Raw genomic sequence first — 17,947 nt, 5'->3', positions numbered from 1 at the left:
CCTCGTGGCCGACGTGGCTCTTCATCAGGGCGGAGCCCGTCGAGGTGGGGGTCAGGCGGTGCGCTTGCGGCGCTTCGGGCCGGCGTCGCGGCGCACGACGGTCGGCAGGACGTTCTTGCGGACGACCTCGTCGGTGACGACGACCTTGGTGATCTCGTCGTCGCTCGGCACGTCGAACATCACGGGGAGGAGGACCTCCTCCATGATCGCGCGCAGCCCGCGGGCGCCGGTGCCGCGCGCCAGGGCCTGCTCGGCGACGGCCTCGACGGCCTCGTCGGTGAACTCGAGCTCGACGCCGTCGATGCGGAACATCTTCTGGTACTGCTTGATGAGGGCGTTGCGCGGCTCGGTGAGGATCTGGACGAGGGCGCTGATGTCGAGCGGCGAGACCGTCGTGATGACGGGCAGCCGGCCGATGAACTCGGGGATGAGCCCGAACTTCATGAGGTCCTCGGGCATGACCTCGTGGATCGACTCGGCGAGGTCCTTGGGCGTGTGCAGCTCGGAGCCGAAGCCCAGGCCCTTCTTGCCGTTGCGCGACTCGATGAGCTTCTCGAGGCCGGCGAACGCGCCACCGACGATGAAGAGCACGTTGGTCGTGTCGATCTGGATGAACTCCTGGTGCGGGTGCTTGCGCCCACCCTGCGGCGGGACGCTGGCCGTCGTGCCCTCGAGGATCTTGAGCAGGGCCTGCTGCACGCCCTCACCGGAGACGTCGCGCGTGATCGACGGGTTCTCGCTCTTGCGGGCGATCTTGTCGACCTCGTCGATGTAGATGATGCCCGTCTCGGCCTTCTTGACGTCGTAGTCGGCGGCCTGGATGAGCTTGAGGAGGATGTTCTCGACGTCCTCGCCGACGTAGCCGGCCTCGGTCAGGGCCGTCGCGTCGGCGATGGCGAAGGGGACGTTGAGCATCTTGGCCAGCGTCTGGGCGAGGTAGGTCTTGCCACAGCCGGTCGGCCCGATGAGCAGGATGTTGGACTTGGAGATGTCGACGTGGTCGGCGTCCTTCTTGCCGCCACTGGCCTCACCGGACTGGATCCGCTTGTAGTGGTTGTAGACGGCCACGGCGAGGGAGCGCTTGGCGACGTCCTGGCCGATGACGTACTGCTCGAGGAAGTCGAAGATCTCGCGCGGCTTGGGGAGCTCGTCGAGGCCGCCGAGGTCGGAGGACTCCGCCAGCTCCTCCTCGATGATCTCGTTGCAGAGCTCGATGCACTCGTCACAGATGTAGACCGCCGGTCCGGCGATGAGCTTCTTGACCTGCTTCTGGGACTTGCCGCAGAAGGAGCACTTCAGCAGGTCGCTGGTCTCTCCGACTCGTGCCACTTCGGTCCGGTCCCTTCACTTCGACGACGGGTGCCGCTGCCCTGCCCTCATCCGGAGGGCTGCTGCGACGTCACCGACGCTACCCCGGGAGGGCGTCGACGCAACCCATTCAACGCCCCCGACACGGGGTGAGTCGCGCTTGTCCGCTCTCGGCAGAACCCCGCTCACGCACACGGCCCCGCCGGGGCTGTCGCGGTCGTCGGAGCCATCTCGCGTTGTCGCCGCAGCATCTGGGCACGACGTCGCAAGGTCACCCCGACAACCGTGCCTGTGGATGACGGGACCGCCGCGTCCGCCCGTCCTGCCACGCTGGAGCGATGCTCGGGCCGCCTCCCCATCCAGCCTTCGACCGCAGCTGCCTGCACCACGCCGCGGACCTGCGCCGACTCGGCATCGAGCCGACCCGTGGCCAGTGGCACCAGGTGCGTCACGGGGTCTGGGTTCGGGCCGAGGCGTTCGCGGGGATGGATGCCCTCGACCGGCACGCCGCCCTCGTCCACGCCTCGGTCCTGACGCACCGAGGGCCGACGGAGTTGACCCTGGCGCGGGAGGCCGCCGCGGCGGTGTGGGGCCTGCCCCGCATCACCGCGTGGCCGACGACCGTCCACCATCTCGTGACGAGGCGGGGCGTGAGCGGCAGCCGCATCCTGCGCCCCTTCCTCGGCGCGGAGGCCGAACCCGTCACGGCCGAAGGGCTCCAGGTCACGTCCGTGGCGCGCACCGTGATCGATCTCGCGCGCACCGGGACCGTTCATGACGCCGTGGCCGCGGCCGACTACGCCCTGCACCATCGCCTGTGCACACCGGCCGAGCTGGCTGCCGAGGCCGCAGCGGTGGCTCCACGAGCGCACGGCCGCGGTGCAGCCGTGCTAGTGGCCGAGCTCGCCGACGGGCTGAGCATGTCACCCGGGGAGAGCCTGTCCCGTGTCCAGATGTTCGTCCTGCGCCTGCCCCGGCCCCAGCTCCAGGTCCGCTACCACGACGACCAAGGGCTCATCGGCGATGTCGACTTCGGATGGGAGGGTGCCGTCGGAGAGTTCGACGGCCGCCTCAAGTACCGCGTGCCGCCCGGTGGCAGCACGCAGGACGTGCACCGGGTCATCTGGGCGGAGAAGCGCCGTGAGGACCGGCTGCGTCGTCAGACCGGCGTGGCCCGGTGGGTCTGGGCCGAGGCGGTGCAGAAGTATCGGCTCGCCGCAATCCTCGCCCAGGTGGGCATCACACCCGAGCGGCGCAGCGCGTGGTTCGACCTGGGTGCCTGAGCACACGGGCCACGCTGTCGCCGGCATCCTGCGCCGTCGCCGCGATCTTCAGGGGCGACAACGCGAAGAGCCCCCGACAACCGCGGTCGCCGCATCCTGCCCCCAGACGCAGGTATGCCGTCCGCTCCCTGATGCGGACGGCATACCTGTGGTTCGTGGGACCTCGCAGAGGTCAGGTCTCGAGGGCGGCCTTGCGGGAGACGAGGACCTCGTCGATGAGGCCGTACTCCTTGGCCTGCGCGGCCGAGAGGATCTTGTCACGCTCGATGTCCTTGCGGACGAGCTCGACGTCGCGCTCGGCGTGCAGCGCGATGGTGTCCTCGAGCCAGCCGCGCATCCGGAGCACCTCGTTGGCCTGGATCTCGAGGTCGGAGGCCATGCCGCCCGTGCCCTCGATCGCCGGCTGGTGGATGAGTACGCGGGCGTTGGGCAGGGCGTAGCGCTTGCCCTTGGCGCCGGCACCGAGCAGCACCGCCGCGGCCGAGGCCGCCTGGCCGACGACGAACGTCTGCACGTCGGGCCGGATGTACTGCATCGTGTCGTAGATCGCGGTCATCGCCGTGAACGAGCCACCGGGGCTGTTGATGTACATGAGGATGTCGCGGTCGGGGTCCTGGGACTCCAGCACGATGAGCTGGGCGATGACGTCGTCGGCCGAGGCGTCGTCGACCTGCACGCCGAGGAAGATGATGCGGTCCTCGAAGAGCTTGGTGTAGGGGTCGGTCCGCTTCATGCCGTAGGAGGTGCGCTCCTCGAACTGCGGCAGAATGTAGCGGCTCGACGGGGCCGGGACACTGAGGCCGCTCGGACGGGTCGGATAGTTCGCGTTCATGTCTGTTGTCTCTCCTGGTCGCCGGGTCAGTCGGTGACCGGGTTGTCGGACGAGTTGCCGGCCTGGTCGGCGCGTGAGAACACGTGGTCGACGAAGCCGTACTCCTTGGCCTCCGCCGCGGTGAACCAGCGGTCACGGTCGGAGTCGGCCTCGATCTGCTCGGGCGTCTGGCCGGTGTGCTCGGCGATGAGGTCGGCCATCTGCTTCTTGATGTGGAGCAGCTGCTCGGCCTGGATCTTGATGTCGGACGCCGTGCCACCGATGCCACCGGACGGCTGGTGCATCATGACGCGGGCGTGCGGCGTGGCGTAGCGCTTGCCCGGGGTGCCCGCGGAGAGCAGGAACTGCCCCATCGACGCGGCCATGCCCATCGCGACCGTGGCGACGTCGTTGGGCACCCACTGCATCGTGTCGAAGATGGCCATGCCCGCGGTCACCGACCCACCGGGGCTGTTGATGTAGAGCCAGATGTCCTTCTCGGAGTCCTCCGCGGCGAGCAGGAGCATCTGCGCGCAGATCGCGTTGGCGTTCTCGTCGCGGACCTCGGAGCCGAGGAAGATGATCCGCTCCTTGAGGAGGCGGTTGTAGATGCTGTCGTCGAGGCCGAGCTTGTCGCCCGGACCGGCTGCGACGATCTCGTTGCTGCTCACGCTGGTCGCTCCTGCCGTCATGTGGGGGTCGTGCCTTTCGCTGACCCTAACGCGCGGGTCCGGCCGGACACTCCCGCCCCCGGGCGATGTTCGCCCTGAGCACAATGCCGCACACAGCCCCCGTATGCCGGTCAGCCCCGTCGCTGTGCAGGCTCGGCCTCCGCGGTCGTCACCGCTCGCGCGGGCTCGCGAACGCTCTCGAGGATGAGCTGGACGAGCAGGGCCATCGTGCCCACGGCGAGCAGGCTGCGCAGCACCCCGACGTGGTCGCCGAGGAAGCCCAGAGCCGGCGGGCCGGCGATGAAGGCGAGGTAGCCGATCGTGGCGACGACCGACATCCGTGCGCCCGCGCGGGCGGGGTCGTCGGCGCTGGCGCTCATCCCGACGGGGAAGCCGAGCGAGACGCCCACGCCCCAGACGGCCGCGCCGAGGAAGGCCAGCCACGCGTTGCCGAAGATCACGAGCACCGAGCCGAGCACGGCGAGCGCGAAGGTGAGCCGAAGGACGGGGACGCGGCCGTAGGTGTCGAGCCAGCGCGTGCCGAGCAGTCGTCCGATCGTCATGAAGGAGAGGAACGTCGCGAACGCGAGGACGCCGGCCCAGGCGGGGAGCTCGTGGCCCTCGACGAAGGCCACCGCGAGCCAGTCGTTGGCGGTGCCCTCGGTGAAGGCGGCGACGAGCGTGACGAGCCCGATGAGCAGGGTGCGCGGTTCGAGCCAGGCCGACCTCGTGGCCGGGGCCCTGACCCCGCTCACGGGAGCGTCGGCAGTGGAGGTCGGCTCGTGCTCGACCTCACGGGGCAGGAACGAGCGCATCGCCCAGAATCCACCGGCGGTGACGAGGAGCGCCGAGCCGAGGAGATGCGGGAGGAGAGGCACCGAGGCCCAGGACATGCCGGAGCCGATGAGCGCCGAGACCACGGTGCCGCCACTGAAGGCGGCGTGGAACTGAGGCATCACCGTCGTGCCGAGCAGGCGCTCGACCGAGGCTCCCTCGAGGTTCATCGCGACGTCCCACACGCCGACACCGGACCCGATGAGGAACAGGCCGAGCCCGACCACGAGCCGCGACTCGGCGAGGTCGACACCGGCACCGACGATGGCGAACCCGACCACACCGATGACCATCCCGACGCGGATCGTCGGCACGACGCCGAACCGGTCGGCGAGGCGTCCCGTCGACGGCATCGCGAGCATCGAGCCCGCCGACATCGCGAAGAGCGTGGCACCGAGCTGCCCCGCCGAGAGGTCGAGGCCGGCCTTGGCGTCGGCGATCCGCGAGGCCCACGTCGCGAAGGCGACACCGGCGAGCGCGAAGACGACGAAGACAGCGGTGCGGGCCGAGACCACGCGGTCAAGCGGCAGGCTGGGGGTGGTGGTCATGGAGCGGTCTCTCGGGTCGGAGCGAACGGGTCGGGCGGCGAGCCGAGTCCGTCGCCGCTGGCGGCGGTCGAATCGATTCGATAGTCTCTCCCCCATGGCCCCTCCACGTCAAACGCGCAAGGTGACGCTGCGTGACGTCGCCGAGCGCGCCGACGTCTCGATCAGCACCGCCTCGCTCGTCTTCAGCGGTCGTGGCCCGGTGGCCGACCGCACGGCGGCCCGGGTGCGCGCCGCCGCCACCGACCTGGGGTATGCCGGCCCCGACCCGCTCGCGAGCTCACTGCGCCAGGGGCGCGCCGGCGCTGTGGCCGTGATCGTCGAGGAGCGGCTGCGCGACGCCTTCCGAGACCCTTTCGCGCTCGCCGTGCTCGACGGCCTCGCGCAGGAGCTCGACGCCATGGGCACGAGCATGCTGCTCGTCGCCGACCACGGTCGGGACGAAGGCGGGGAGGGTGCCAACCCCGTCGCCGGACACGCGGTCGACGCGGCCGTCTTCCCCCTCTGCGGGCGCACGGACAGCCCGCTCGTCGAGCACCTCCTCGCGCGGCGCATCCCGATCATCGGCTCCGGGGCGCCGGTGCACGACGCCGTGGGCCACGTCGTGGTCGACGAGCACGGCGCCACCGCGGAGGCGACCCGACACCTGCTCGACCTCGGCCACCGCCGGCTCGCCCACGTCACGATGCCGCTGGGCCGGGCCCGCCCCACGCACCGGATCGAGGTCGCCGACCTCGACCGGGCGACCTACCCGGATGCCCGCGAGCGGGCCCGGGGGTTCGTCGACACGGCGCCGCCGGGCAGCCCCCTCGTGGAGACCGAGCGCGCGGACGTCGCACAGGGAGAGGTCGCGGGCCGACTGCTCCTCGACGTCCCTGCCTGCGGACGCCCCACCGCCGTCGTCGCGCAGTCGGACCTGCTCGCGTCCGGCGTCATCCGGGCCGCCGAGTCGCTCGGACTGCGGGTGCCGCAGGAACTGTCGGTGACCGGCTTCGACGCGGTCGACCTCCCCTGGCTCGACCGCCGGCTCACGACCATCGAGCAGCCCGGCGAGGCCAAGGGGCGGCTGCTCGGCGAGCTCACCCGTCGCCGGCTCGCCGGTGGGCCACCAGCGAGCCAGGCGTTCCCCGTCTCCCTCCGCGTCGGCGACACCACCGCGCCCGCACCCTGAGACGCACGTGTGCCGCGCCCCCACCGAGGTGGGCACACGGCATACGCGGTGGTCAGCGTGCGGCCGCCGGGCCGCGACGGGTCAGGAACCCGACGAGGCCTCGGCGAGCTTGGCGAGGGTGTCCTCGAGGTCGCTCTCCTTGACGAGCGGGAACGAGACCTTCTGGAGGAGGTCCTCGTCGGTGACCTTGCTCCAGTCGTAGGTGTGCGTCACGAGCGTCTGGCCGGGACCCTGGGTCTCGAGGCGCCAGACCCACTCCCACCCGGGCGGCGTGGTGCCGGCGGGCGCGGTCTGCCACGCGAGCAGGGAGTTCTCGGAGTAGCCGATGACGTGGTTGTCGGTCTGGTAGTCGCCACCCATGTGGTCGCCGGACATGTTCATCGTGAACACGTCGCCGACCTGCTGGATGCGGTCGGACTTCTCGTCCGACCGGACGAACCCGGAACCGTCGAGCTGCTGGTGGCGCTCGGGGTTGCTGAGGACCTCGAAGATCGCCTGGGCGGGCGCGTCGATGGTGCGCGAAACGGTGATCTGCTTGTCGTGGGTCATGCCTCCACCCTCATCACGGATCGCGCCCAGGTGCAAACCCGGCCCTCGCGGGTCGGGGTCCATCCACCGCCGTCCATGGCGTTCTCGCCCCCATGGCTGTGCAGAGGCCGCTGCGGAGCAGATCCCCCCCCGCGGGAAGGACCCGACGACCCGGCCGGAAACACGTGTGCCGTGCGCTCACCTCGGTGGTGAGCACACGGCATACGTCATGTGCGGGAAGGCCGGGAGGCTCAGGCCTTGGCCGGCTCCTCGGTCTCGTCCTGGGCGACGTCACCCTCGGCGACCTCGGCCTCGACGTCGTCCTCGAGCTCCGGGTCGACGGTCTCGGCCTGGGGAACGAGCTCGTTGAGGTCGATCGAGTTGCCGGCGGTATCGGTGACGACGGCCTTCTCGAGGACGGCCGCGAGCGCCTTGCGACGGGCGACCTCCTGGACCATGGCGGGCACCTGGCCCTGCTGGTCGATCGCCTGGGCGAACTGGTTGGGGTCCATGCCGTACTGCTGCGCGCTCATGATGAGGTACTCGATGAGCTCGGGCTGCTCGACCGAGATCTCGAGCTTCTCGGCGAGGGCGTCGAGGAGGAACTGGCCCTTGAGCGCCTTGCGGGTGCTCTCGTCGACCTCGGCGCGGTGGGTGTCGTCCTCGAGGCGGTCCTCGCCCTCGAGGTGGCTGTTGACCTCGGCCTCGACGATGCCGTCCGGCACCGGGACCTCGACCGAGTCGAGGAGGTGCTCGAGGACCTTGTCGCGGGCCTGGACGCCCTGCTCGAACTTCTTGGCCTGCTCGGCCTGCTTGACCACGTCGGCGCGCAGCTCGTCCAGGGTGTCGAACTGCGAGGCGAGCTGGGCGAAGTCGTCGTCGAGCTCGGGGAGCTCACGGACCTTGACGGACTGGATGGTGACGGTGCACTCGGCGTCCTGGCCCTCCTTGTCACCACCGGCGAGCGGGGCGGTGAAGGTGACGGTGTCGCCGGCCTTGGCGCCGGTGACGGCCTCGTCAAGGCCCTCGAGCATGTTGCCGGAGCCGACCTCGTAGGTGACGCCCTCGACGCTGTCGATCTCCTCGCCGTCGATGACGGCCGAGAGGTCGATGGAGAGGACGTCGCCGCTCTCGACGGCGCGCTCGACGGCGGACAGGGTGCCGAAGCGCTGGCGCAGCTCGGTCAGCCGCTCCTCGACGTCCTCGTCGGAGGCCTTGACCTCGTCGACCTCGACGGCGATGCCCTCGAGCTCGGGGAGCTCGATCTCGGGGCGGACGTCGGTCTCGACGGTGAACTCGAAGTCCTGGCCGTCCTCGAGGGGCACGGCGGTGACGTCGACCTCGGGCTGGCCGATCGCCTTGACGCCCTCGGCGTCGACGGCCTCGGCGAAGAAGCGCGGGAGGGCCTCGTTGACGGCCTCCTGCACGACGGCGCCACGGCCGACCCGCTGGTCGATGATGCGAGCGGGGACCTTGCCCTTGCGGAAGCCGGGGATCTGGATCTGGCTGCCGATCGTCTGGTACGCCTTGTCGAGGTCGGGCTTCAGCTCGTCGAAGGGCACCTCCACGATGAGCTTGACCCGGGTCGGGCTGAGGGTCTCGACGGCACTCTTCACTTCAGGCACTCCACACGTGTTGGGGTCAGTGGTTGGGTGCGGGCCGTGGCCCGCGGATGCGACTTCCGGGTCGGTCTGCGTCCCGCGAGCTGGTGGCGCGGGCGTGGGCGTCAGCACACGGCATACCGAAGGAGATCAAACTCCGGACCATGCTAACGGGCCGGGGCACCGGCGCCGAATCGTCCCCGCCGCAGCCCACCGCCCCACATCGTGGATCCCTGCGGACGCCGAGGCCCGGGCGCCCGACGAGGAGTGGCCTGGCGAGTCGAAGGACGAACGCCAAGGGTGCCCGGACCGGCTCGGGTCCGGGCACCCTTGGGTGATCAGCCGTTGTACTTGAAGATCCAGAGACCGTGGTCACGGTCGCTGGCGGCGACGTACTCGGTCCCGCCCTGCTGGAAGACCTGGACACCCCAGAAGTTGTTTCCGGACGCGTCGATGTAGTGGCCCTTCTCCACGATCTGGTCGTTCTCGATCTCCGCGACCCGGAAGCCACCCGAGTAGTAGGAGAAGTAGAGGCGGTCGGCTGCCTGCTGAGAGGTGGCGACCTCGTGCACCGAGAGGTCACCGAAGCCGCTGGCGAAGGCCGGGTCGTGCGCCTCGGGGATGGCGTAGGTGTCGAGCTCGGTCATCTTGCCGTCCTCGTTGCGGAACAGGTGGACGTAGCCCCAGCCGTCGAAGTACGACGAGAAGGTGAGCGTGTCACCCTCGGTTCCGACTGCGATTGGCGCGAGCTGGCTGCCGTCGCCGGCGAGGCAGGCCGCGTCGTCATACTGTCCCTCGGCATCGAAGATGGCGTAGCCCTCCTGGCGCGGGGCGACCCCGAACGTGGGGATGTCGCCTTCGACACTCATGCCGAGCGTCTGGTTGCAGGCATCCGAAGCGGTCCGGTTGAAGATCAGCACTGCGGTGTAGCCACCGGCGGCCAGCACGCTGTTCACCTTGTCGGTGAAGGCGCAGACGCCACGCTCGACCACCGCGACCTGGGTGCCGTCTCCGGCAGGCACGGCCGTGTCGCCCGGGCACGCTCGGCCGACGAACACGGACTCTCCCGTGATCGTCTGACCCTCTTCCAGCTTCGTGGTGCCGCTGCCTTGGCTCGCGTCGATGTCGGTTCCGTCATCGACGTTCTTGGCCAGCAGTGCGAACGGCGCGAAGTCCTCGTCGGCTCCGACGACGTACTCGTTGTCTGCGGTGAACTCCGCCTGGTGCCCGTTGCCCTCCGGCGGCACGGTGAGTCCGCTCTCGGCAGCCTCTGGGTCCGGGTTGGTGAAGTCGGTGTCCGCGAGGTAGACGGGGTTCTTCACGTCGGTGAAGTCCACCTTGACGTAACCGGCGTCCCAGTAGGACAGCAGCATGACCTGGCGGCCGTTGATCTCCTTGACCACCATGTCGTGGAGGAAGATCTCGGTGAGGTTGCTCGGAGCCGCCTGCTTGATCTGCGGGAAGGTCTCGTCCAGGTCGTACTCGGCCGTCAGGAACGGCTTCTTGGGGTCGGTGATGTCGATGATGTCGACGTCCTTGCCCTCTTCGTTGTCCACGATGACGGCGTAGGCCTTGTTGCCGGCATCCCAGGCGAAGACGCTGTGGATCTCGTTGGCGGCCTTCTTTCCCTGGCCGTTGACGGTGAAGTCGCCGACTCCCTCGAAGAGCGGAGTCGGAGCCGCCGGGTTCGTCACGTCGTAGATGTTCATGCCACCGAAGCCGGCGTTCTCGTCGCACTTCTCGTTGTTCGACACGAGGATGTCGCCATCGAACTTGGGAGTGTCGATCGCCAGCGCCTGGATGCCTTCGCCCGGGTAGCTCCCGTGCTTGGCGCCGATGAACGCCACCTCCTCGGGGTTGTCCACATCGGAGATGTCGACGACGTGGACGCCGTTGTACTTGCAGGTGACAACACCCCAGGCCGCGAGATAGGCATAGTTCTCATGGACTCCGACGTCCGCGATCTTCTCGGGGACGACGTTCTTGAGCTTGAGCTTGCTCACGACATCGATGTTGCCGCTGTTGCTCGCCGGGAGGTGACCGCTGTTCTCGCCGTGCTGGTGCGCATCTCGCGGTCCGTCGGACGTATGCAGGCCACCGTCGGACTCCGGTTCAGGGTGCGCGACGGCCGTGCTGCCGACCACCGTGACCAGAGCGGCTGCCAGAGCGACGCCGGCGAGACCCCGCCGTACTGTTGTGGACATCCTTCCTCCAACTCAGCCGGCGTGGCGAGGGATCGCCTTCGACGCCGTCTGCCCGCGGCGAGCCTAGACCCTGCTTGTGCGCTTGTGAAGGCTTCGGAGTGCGCGACCGCGGAGGCCGAACCGAGGCGCAGGAATGCCGCCCGCGCGCTGCGTGGGCGGCATACCCATATACGGAGCGGGTGACGAGAATCGAACTCGCGTAGCTAGTTTGGAAGACTAGGGCTCTACCATTGAGCTACACCCGCAGTGCTCGTCGTGGTCGGCCTGGGACGACTTCCTCGGAGCAGGGGTTAGCCTAGTGGCCGCCTCCGCGGGAACCGAAATCGGCCGGCACCTCCCGGTGTCGTCATGGGCCGACGCGGTGGCGTGCGGGGTATGGCGCAGCTTGGTAGCGCGTCCGCTTTGGGAGCGGAAGGTCGCCAGTTCGAATCTGGCTACCCCGACACAATCGCTGTTGGTGTGTGGTGCGCGCTCGGTTCTCTTTCGTCGCGAACGCGCGCGCCACACACCATCAGTGATTGCACGCACCGCGACGCAACAACGTTGTGAGCGTGAACCGCGCACCACCAGGGGGTTGGTCATCCGCGGGTCAGGGAGAACTCCGCGATGCTGCGGCCTGCGACCAGGCCCTTGGCCTCGAAGCCGTCCTGCGGGCGCCACCCCGGCCGTTGCCCCTCCACCACGTGCCACCCACCGTGGTGGGCGACCTGCTCACGGACGTGGGCGGCATACACGGCATGGTCGGTGGCGATGCGAAGCACTCCGCCGGCCGCGAGTCGGTCGGCCAACAGGCTCAGGGTGTGCTGCTGCACGAAGCGGCGCTTGGCGTGCTTGGCCTTCGGCCAGGGGTCGGGGAAGAACAGGTGCACGGCCGCCAGAGACCCGCTGGGGATGCGCTCGGTGAGCAGGGGCATGGCGTCCCCGCGCTCGACCCACAGGTTGCCCAGGCCCTGGGGCTCGGCCGCGGCCAGCATGCGCGCCACGCCCGGCACGTGCACCTCCACGGCCAGCAGGTCGTGCTCCGGGTGGGCCGCGGCGTAGGCGACGGCGGCGGCACCGTGACCGGAGCCGATCTCGAGGACCACCGGCGCGGACCGGCCGAACCACGCCTGCGGGTCGAGCCCACCGGTCTCGGGGATGGAGTGCCGCGGCAGCAGCCGTTCCATGCGTTCGGCCGTGAGCGGCGACGTGCGCCAGCGGGGCGTGAAGGTCCGCACCCCGTGTCGCGGGGCGTGGTCGAGGGCGGAGCGGGACGAGGACACGGGTCGAGGCTAACGCCGACGTGAGGTACGTCCCATCACGGATTGACGGGAAGTGGTACAGATCGCGTATGTCGTGCTGCTACCGTCCCCGGATGGGTGTGGTACGAGCCAGCACTTCGCCATGCCCGCACGCAGTGCACCCCGCACCTGCGGATGTTCGCACCTCGTAGTGGCCGTCCGCACGGGCGTGGGCCAGGAGCCTGAGAAGGGAAGCCCCGTGAGCGAGCCGTTGACGGTCGAGGAGACCGGGCGACAGGACGAGATTCCCTGGTACGCCATCGACGAGTGGTCGCTCCGGCGCAAGCTCGCCCTCGCCCTGGCCATCCCCATGCTGCTGGCCGCCACCTTCGGCGGGCTGCGCGTCATCCAGGCGACCCAGGACGCGCAGAACTTCTCCCGCCTCGAGTCCCGGGTGGCCGTCGTCACGCCCGCGGTGCGAATGGTCGACAGCGCCGCCGCCGTCGCCATCGCCGGTCGCGGGAGCGACACCGCCGCCGCCGAGCGGGCCCGCACGGCGTTCGACGCCAACGTCACCGACCTGCGCAGCGAGATGCGCACCGCGAACCTCACCGACGACCAGGTGACGGCCCTGGACCGCGCTCTGGCCTCGGCCCAGCCCTTGCGGGACTCGACCGCCGACACACCGGTCGAGACCGTCTCCGGCCAGCTCACCGACGCCGTCGGCCATGTCACCGTCGTGCTCCGGGACCTCGCCGCGGACACCTCGGACCCCCGTCTCACGACCGTACGGGACGTGCTCGCCGGTCAGGTCGCCCTGACCGAGCAGCGCCTGCTCACGACATCGGCAGCGGCCGGCACCAAGGTCGACCCCCTTGCTCTGGGCAACGCGATCGGCGAGGAGGCGACCGCCATCGCCGCCCTCTCGAGCAGCCTCGGAGACACCGACACGTTCGTCGACACCCTCGCCTCGGGCAACGAGCTGCGCCTCTCCTCCGCCCAGGCGGTGGCCGAGGGCACCGCCGGCCTGCCGCGGGCCGCGGACGCGGGCAGCGTCTACACGACGCTCGCCAACCAGATCAACGACCAGGTGGTCGAGACGATGCGCGGCCGGGCGAGCGACTCCCGTGGCACCGCCATCCGCGACTCGATCGCCACGATCGGCCTGCTCGCCGCAGCCGTCGCCCTCGCCCTCGCAGTCGCCCGCATGCTCCTCGAGCCGATCAAGCGGGTCCGGCTCGGCGCCCTCGACGTCGCCAACGAGCGCCTCCCGTCGGCACTCGAGAGGATCCGCGCCGGAGAGGAGCCCCCGCCGGTCGAGCCGCTGCCGGTCCACACCGGCGAGGAGGTCGGTCAGCTCGCCCGGGCCGTCGACGTGCTGCACGCGGAGGCGATCCAGCTCGCGACCGAGCAGGCCCGCCTGCGTGGGCAGGTCAGCGCCATGTTCGAGACGCTGTCGCGTCGCAGCACCTCGCTCATCAACCAGCAGCTCGGCCTCATCGAGAACCTCGAGCGCGACGAGGACGACCCGCGCCGGCTCGAGAGCCTGTTCCGCCTCGACCACCTGGCTGCCCGGATCCGTCGGAACGGCGAGAGCCTGCTCGTCCTCGCCGGCGCCGCACCCCGCAGCGTCGCGGGTCAGGACCTGCCGCTCGGTGACGTCCTGCGGGCCGCCGTGTCCGAGGTCCAGGACTACCAGCGCGTCCGGCTCGCCTCGAGCGACCTCGTCATCCAGGCGGGCGCCGCACCCAACCTCGTGCACCTCTTCGCCGAGCTCATCGACAACGCCCTCTCCTACTCCCCGCCGGACAGCACGGTCGTCGTCGACATCGCTCGCGGCATCGACGGCGGCACCCTCGTGGAGATCGTCGACGACGGGCTGGGCATGGCCATCGACGCGATGGAGGCTGCCAACGACGCGCTCATCGACGGCGGCGAGGTCACGACCGACACCGCTCGCCGCATGGGCCTGTACGTCGTCGGCCAGCTGGCCATCCGGCACCAGGTCACGGTGCGGATCCGACCCAACCCCGAGTCCACAGGCACCATCGTCTCGGTCTTCCTGCCGGCCTCGCTGCTGTCCTCGGGCCGCGACCGCGACGTCCCGAGCCAGGTCTCGGCTCCTCTCGCTGCCGTGGCCACCGCTCCGGCCGCGGCCGGCGTGCTGGGACGGGGGATGCGGGTCACGACGCTGTCCGCCGTGCCCGACCTGCCGGACGCCGCGCGCTCGGGCGAAGGCGGCCTCACCGCGGCCCGCTCGACGGCCAGCCCCACGGCACTCCCCCAGGTCGGTGACACCGGCCCCCTGCCTGCGCTGACCGCGGGTGCCGAGTCCAGCTCCGAGGGCAACGCCGCTGCAGCCGCCCCGGCCGCCGCCCCCCGCGAAGCGTCCGTCTCCGGGCTGGGTGGGAGCGGCCTTCCCCGTCGCCGACCTGGCGCAACCGGCGCTGGCGCCTCGGGTGGGTTCGGCGCGCCGCCGGCCACGAGCCCCGCCACCACGGCCGCCACACCGCCCGTCCAGGCATCGTCCCCACCGCCCGCCCCCGCGGCGCTGCCGCCCCGGCCCGCGTGGGCGACGCCGGCTCCGGCAGCCGCCGACGACACGGAGCGAGCCCAAGACGTCCCGGCGCCTGCGCACGACGTCCCGGCGCCTGTCCACGAGGCAGCCGCCCCGGCGACGGACTCGCCCGAGCCGACCGCCGAGGCTCCCACCCCGGCGACGCAGGCTCCCGCGGCATACGCGGCCCCGACGTTCCCCACCGCATCCCGGGACTTCCTCTCGATCCGCGACCTGGAGCCGACGCCCGTCTCCGGGACGCCGATCTTCAGTGAGGTCAGCTCGAGCTGGCTCTCCGAGAGCGAGTCCGGCGACCTGCCCTGGGCATCCAGCGAGATCGACGAGGGCTGGCGCGCTGCCGAGCGCGCGACCTCCACTGAGCCGGCGGAGGTCGCACCGAGTGGCCTGCCCGTGCGCCGTCCCGGGTCGACGCTCGTCCCGGGTCAGGTCGGCACCAGCGGTCCCGGCACGATCGCCCGCGACCCCGAGGCGATCCGACGCCACCTCAACCGCCACCGTGCCGGCGTGCAGCGCGGTCGCCGTGAGGGCCCGACCCAGAACGACTCCCGCTTCGGCGGGTCCACCCTGCTCGACGAGGAGAAGAACTGACCATGACTGCCGCCACCCCGGGTTCTCGCAACCTCGACTGGGTCGTCTCGAGGTTCGTCGACGACGTGGCGGGCGCGACGCACGCCATCCTCGTCTCGGCCGACGGGCTCCTCGTGGCCGGGAGCGCACGCCTGCCGGGCGACCGGGCCGAGCAGATGGCGGCCGTCTCGTCCGGCCTGGCCAGCCTGGCCACCGGTGCCGCCCAGCTCTTCGACGGCGGCATGGTGCTCCAGACGGTCATCGAGATGGAGCAGGGCTACCTGCTCCTCATGAGCGTGGGCAACGGCTCGCACCTCGCCGTGCTCACCTCGGGCACCGCCGACATCGGCCAGGTCGGCTACGAGATGGCCCTGCTCGTGCAGCGCGTCGGCCCGATGATCGAGGCCGAGGCGCGCGGCACGCGCACCTACTGAGGACGAGGACACCGATGTCACCGCACCACGACGACGAGGAGCACGTCCACACTGCTCGCATCGTGCGTCCCTACACCCTCACCGCGGGGCGGACGCGTGCATCGATCGACCTGCCGGTCGAGGCGATCATCGAGTGGCTGCCGCGCGCGACGGAGCGCGAGTGGTCCGAGCACGACCAGGTCGGTCGGATCGTCGCGGCGTGCGCCGAACGCACCTCGGTCGCCGAGATCTCCGCCGCCGTGAGCCTGCCCCTGGGCGTCGTGCGGGTCCTCCTCGGAGACCTCGTGGAGCAGGGATACCTCCGAGTGGCAGCAACGACCCTCACCGACGCCTCCAGCCGTGACGTGCGTCAGGACCTCATCGAAAGGACCCTTCGTGGACTTCGCGCCATCTAGCCCGTCCCCGGGCGCCGCGTCGACCAAGATCGTCGTCGCCGGTGGCTTCGGCGTGGGCAAGACCACGCTCGTGGGTGCCGTCTCGGAGATCGTGCCCCTGCGCACGGAGGCGTTGGTCACCAACGAGTCGAGCGGCGTGGACGACCTCGCGGCCACGCCCCTGAAGTCGACGACCACCGTGGCGATGGACTTCGGGCGCATCACGCTCGGGGACGACCTCGTCCTCTACCTCTTCGGCACCCCGGGTCAGCGCCGCTTCTGGTTCATGTGGGACGACCTCATCCGCGGAGCCATCGGCGCCGTCGTCATCGTCGACACCGAGCGCCTCGACGAAGCGTTCGCGGCGATCGACTACTTCGAGGCGAAGGGCCTGCCGTTCATCGTCGCGGTCAACGAGTTCGACGGTGCCCGCCGGTTCCCCGTCGAGGAGGTCCGGGAGGCGCTGGCGCTCCCGCTCGACACCCCGGTCATGACTATCGACGCCCGCGACCGCGGGTCGGCCAAGGCTGCCCTTGTCCGTGTCACCGAGTACGCGCTCGAGCGTGTGACGGGCAGGCACGCCTCGGTTCCGCAGCACTGAGCACTCCGGTGGCCCGACTCAGGGCCGGGTCAGCGTCGGGTGATGGCGAAGACCGCGCGGTCGTCGGCTTCACCCGAACGAGCCTGTGAGACAACGGCTTCGACGATCGAGGAGCGCCGGACCATCGCCTCCGATGCGGCACCGAGCATGCGGTCGGTGCCTTCGGTGAGGTCGTGGCGACGCGACTCGATGATGCCGTCGGAGTAGATCATCAGGGCGTCACCCATGGCGAGCACGCCGTGGGTGCGCGGGAAGCTGGCACCCTGCATGAGCCCCAGCACGGGTCCGCGCCCGCCCTCGAGCACCTGCCAGGTGCCGGTGCCGTTGGAGTAGCGCACGGGTGCGGGGTGGCCGGCGTTGCCGATGGTGTAGTCGCCCGTGTCGAGGTCGATGTCGACGTGGACCGCAGTGGCGAAGCCCTCGTCCCACCCCTGGCGCACGAGGTAGCCGTTGGCGGCCCCGAGGAAGGCACTCGGCGTGAGGGCGCCGATCAGGGCGCCCAGTGCTCCGGAGAGGAGCAGCGACCGGGTGCCGGCCTCACGGCCCTTGCCGCTGACGTCGACCAGGGCGACCTCGAGGTGGTGTCCGCCGTGGGTCGTGTCGACGACCATGAAGTCGCCGGAGAAGCCCTCGCCGTGGGCCGACAGGACACTCGACTCAGCCGTCCACCCCTGCGGCAGCGCCGGCAGCCGTGCCGCGCGCGCGAGGCGGTCGCGCAGCTCGACGAGGAGGTCCTCACCGTGGAAGCCGACCGACCCGACCCGCACCCGCGAGGCCGAGACGATGACCATCATGACCATGAGGGCCGAGATGGCGGTGAGCATGACGGCCTTGGTGATGGGCGGCGTAGGCAGCTTGGGGACGGCCAGGCTGAGGCCGATCGCCACGATGATGAAGAGCGCGACGAGGTGCCGGTTGGGCAGGTAGAGACCGCTGAGCACGATGATCGGCGCCACCACGACCGTGGGGAAGCGCCCCGGGAACGTGAGGACCGCGGCGATGAACGCCATCGACAGGAGCAGGAAGGCTGCGAAGACGATCCAGTCGCGCTTGGGGCCGATGAGGACGTATGCCTGGAAGCGCCGAGCGACCGTCCATGGTCGCCGGCGAACGAGGACGGTGACGTCCGTAGCCACCAGTGCTTCTCCTGTCCTGGGTTCCGATCGGCCCCAAGACTAACCGACCGGTAGGACAGGCGACAGGCCCTTCGGGATCAT

15 protein-coding genes and 2 tRNA genes are annotated in these 17,947 nt (G+C 70.4%); 7 read left to right on the top strand and 10 right to left on the bottom strand.

Going from position 1 to position 17,947, the window contains the following annotated elements; all coding sequences use genetic code 11:
- Window positions 1-51: 51 nt before the first annotated feature.
- Window positions 52-1,329 carry an ATP-dependent Clp protease ATP-binding subunit ClpX gene (gene clpX, locus LL946_RS14315; RefSeq protein ID WP_404381752.1) on the bottom strand — a complete coding sequence of 426 codons (1,278 nt, stop codon included), beginning with the start codon at window positions 1,327-1,329 and terminating at the stop codon, window positions 52-54.
- Between the two features lie 317 nt (window positions 1,330-1,646).
- Here clpX and LL946_RS14310 point away from each other — a divergent pair, with 317 nt between their 5' ends.
- A complete protein-coding gene (locus LL946_RS14310; protein WP_404381750.1) occupies window positions 1,647-2,591 on the top strand; it encodes a hypothetical protein in 945 nt (314 codons plus the stop codon).
- Between the two features lie 172 nt (window positions 2,592-2,763).
- Here the strand turns inward: LL946_RS14310 and LL946_RS14305 are convergent, their stop codons facing one another.
- The 3 genes from LL946_RS14305 to LL946_RS14295 form a co-directional block, all read right to left on the bottom strand.
- Entirely contained in the window at window positions 2,764-3,423 is a 660-nt protein-coding gene (locus LL946_RS14305) for an ATP-dependent Clp protease proteolytic subunit (protein ID WP_404381748.1), read from the bottom strand.
- A 26-nt stretch (window positions 3,424-3,449) separates the two neighbouring features.
- Complete coding sequence (locus LL946_RS14300) at window positions 3,450-4,094, bottom strand: ATP-dependent Clp protease proteolytic subunit (RefSeq protein ID WP_404381746.1); 645 nt, start codon at window positions 4,092-4,094, stop codon at window positions 3,450-3,452.
- Between the two features lie 110 nt (window positions 4,095-4,204).
- Window positions 4,205-5,455 carry an MFS transporter gene (locus LL946_RS14295; RefSeq protein ID WP_404381744.1) on the bottom strand — a complete coding sequence of 417 codons (1,251 nt, stop codon included), beginning with the start codon at window positions 5,453-5,455 and terminating at the stop codon, window positions 4,205-4,207.
- Between the two features lie 94 nt (window positions 5,456-5,549).
- On the opposite strand from LL946_RS14295, the gene LL946_RS14290 reads away from it, so the two are divergent.
- Complete coding sequence (locus tag LL946_RS14290; RefSeq protein ID WP_404381742.1) at window positions 5,550-6,623, top strand: LacI family DNA-binding transcriptional regulator; 1,074 nt, start codon at window positions 5,550-5,552, stop codon at window positions 6,621-6,623.
- 81 nt (window positions 6,624-6,704) lie between these two features.
- Here LL946_RS14290 and LL946_RS14285 read toward each other — a convergent pair whose 3' ends face one another.
- The 4 genes from LL946_RS14285 to LL946_RS14270 form a co-directional block, all read right to left on the bottom strand.
- Window positions 6,705-7,172 carry an SRPBCC family protein gene (locus tag LL946_RS14285; protein WP_404381740.1) on the bottom strand — a complete coding sequence of 156 codons (468 nt, stop codon included), beginning with the start codon at window positions 7,170-7,172 and terminating at the stop codon, window positions 6,705-6,707.
- 230 nt (window positions 7,173-7,402) lie between these two features.
- A complete protein-coding gene (gene tig, locus LL946_RS14280) occupies window positions 7,403-8,767 on the bottom strand; it encodes a trigger factor (protein ID WP_404381738.1) in 1,365 nt (454 codons plus the stop codon).
- Window positions 8,768-9,090: 323 nt separating this feature from the next.
- Window positions 9,091-10,956, bottom strand: a complete 1,866-nt coding sequence (locus LL946_RS14275) for a PA domain-containing protein (protein ID WP_404381736.1) — start codon at window positions 10,954-10,956, stop codon at window positions 9,091-9,093.
- A gap of 174 nt (window positions 10,957-11,130) precedes the next feature.
- Window positions 11,131-11,201 (bottom strand) — tRNA-Gly (locus LL946_RS14270).
- A 124-nt stretch (window positions 11,202-11,325) separates the two neighbouring features.
- Between LL946_RS14270 and LL946_RS14265 the strand changes: the two genes are divergently transcribed.
- Window positions 11,326-11,399, top strand: a tRNA-Pro gene (locus LL946_RS14265).
- A gap of 135 nt (window positions 11,400-11,534) precedes the next feature.
- On the opposite strand, the gene trmB is transcribed toward LL946_RS14265, so the two are convergent.
- A complete protein-coding gene (gene trmB, locus LL946_RS14260) occupies window positions 11,535-12,218 on the bottom strand; it encodes a tRNA (guanosine(46)-N7)-methyltransferase TrmB (RefSeq protein WP_404381734.1) in 684 nt (227 codons plus the stop codon).
- A gap of 217 nt (window positions 12,219-12,435) precedes the next feature.
- On the opposite strand from trmB, the gene LL946_RS14255 reads away from it, so the two are divergent.
- From LL946_RS14255 to LL946_RS14240, 4 genes are read left to right on the top strand one after another with little or no spacing between them, the layout of a single operon-like run.
- Window positions 12,436-15,342 carry a sensor histidine kinase gene (locus LL946_RS14255; protein ID WP_404381732.1) on the top strand — a complete coding sequence of 969 codons (2,907 nt, stop codon included), beginning with the start codon at window positions 12,436-12,438 and terminating at the stop codon, window positions 15,340-15,342.
- Window positions 15,343-15,344: 2 nt separating this feature from the next.
- The gene (locus LL946_RS14250; protein ID WP_404381730.1) at window positions 15,345-15,755 is read left to right on the top strand and encodes a roadblock/LC7 domain-containing protein; all 411 of its coding nucleotides are present in this window, start codon (window positions 15,345-15,347) and stop codon (window positions 15,753-15,755) included.
- 14 nt (window positions 15,756-15,769) lie between these two features.
- Complete coding sequence (locus tag LL946_RS14245; RefSeq protein ID WP_404381729.1) at window positions 15,770-16,150, top strand: DUF742 domain-containing protein; 381 nt, start codon at window positions 15,770-15,772, stop codon at window positions 16,148-16,150.
- Window positions 16,131-16,730 carry a GTP-binding protein gene (locus LL946_RS14240; protein WP_404381727.1) on the top strand — a complete coding sequence of 200 codons (600 nt, stop codon included), beginning with the start codon at window positions 16,131-16,133 and terminating at the stop codon, window positions 16,728-16,730. The genes LL946_RS14245 and LL946_RS14240 overlap by 20 nt, the downstream gene beginning before the upstream one ends.
- Window positions 16,731-16,759: 29 nt before the next feature.
- Here LL946_RS14240 and LL946_RS14235 read toward each other — a convergent pair whose 3' ends face one another.
- Window positions 16,760-17,866, bottom strand: coding sequence for a PP2C family protein-serine/threonine phosphatase (locus LL946_RS14235; RefSeq protein WP_404381725.1), 1,107 nt, complete (start codon window positions 17,864-17,866; stop codon window positions 16,760-16,762).
- Between the last annotated feature and the right edge of the window lie 81 nt (window positions 17,867-17,947).

The sequence above is a fragment of the Knoellia locipacati genome (assembly GCF_044791685.1).
Taxonomy (GTDB): Bacteria; Actinomycetota; Actinomycetes; order Actinomycetales; family Dermatophilaceae; genus Knoellia; species Knoellia locipacati_A.
Note: the sequence above shows the minus strand (reverse complement) of the source record. Positions and strands in the feature narration are given on the sequence as shown.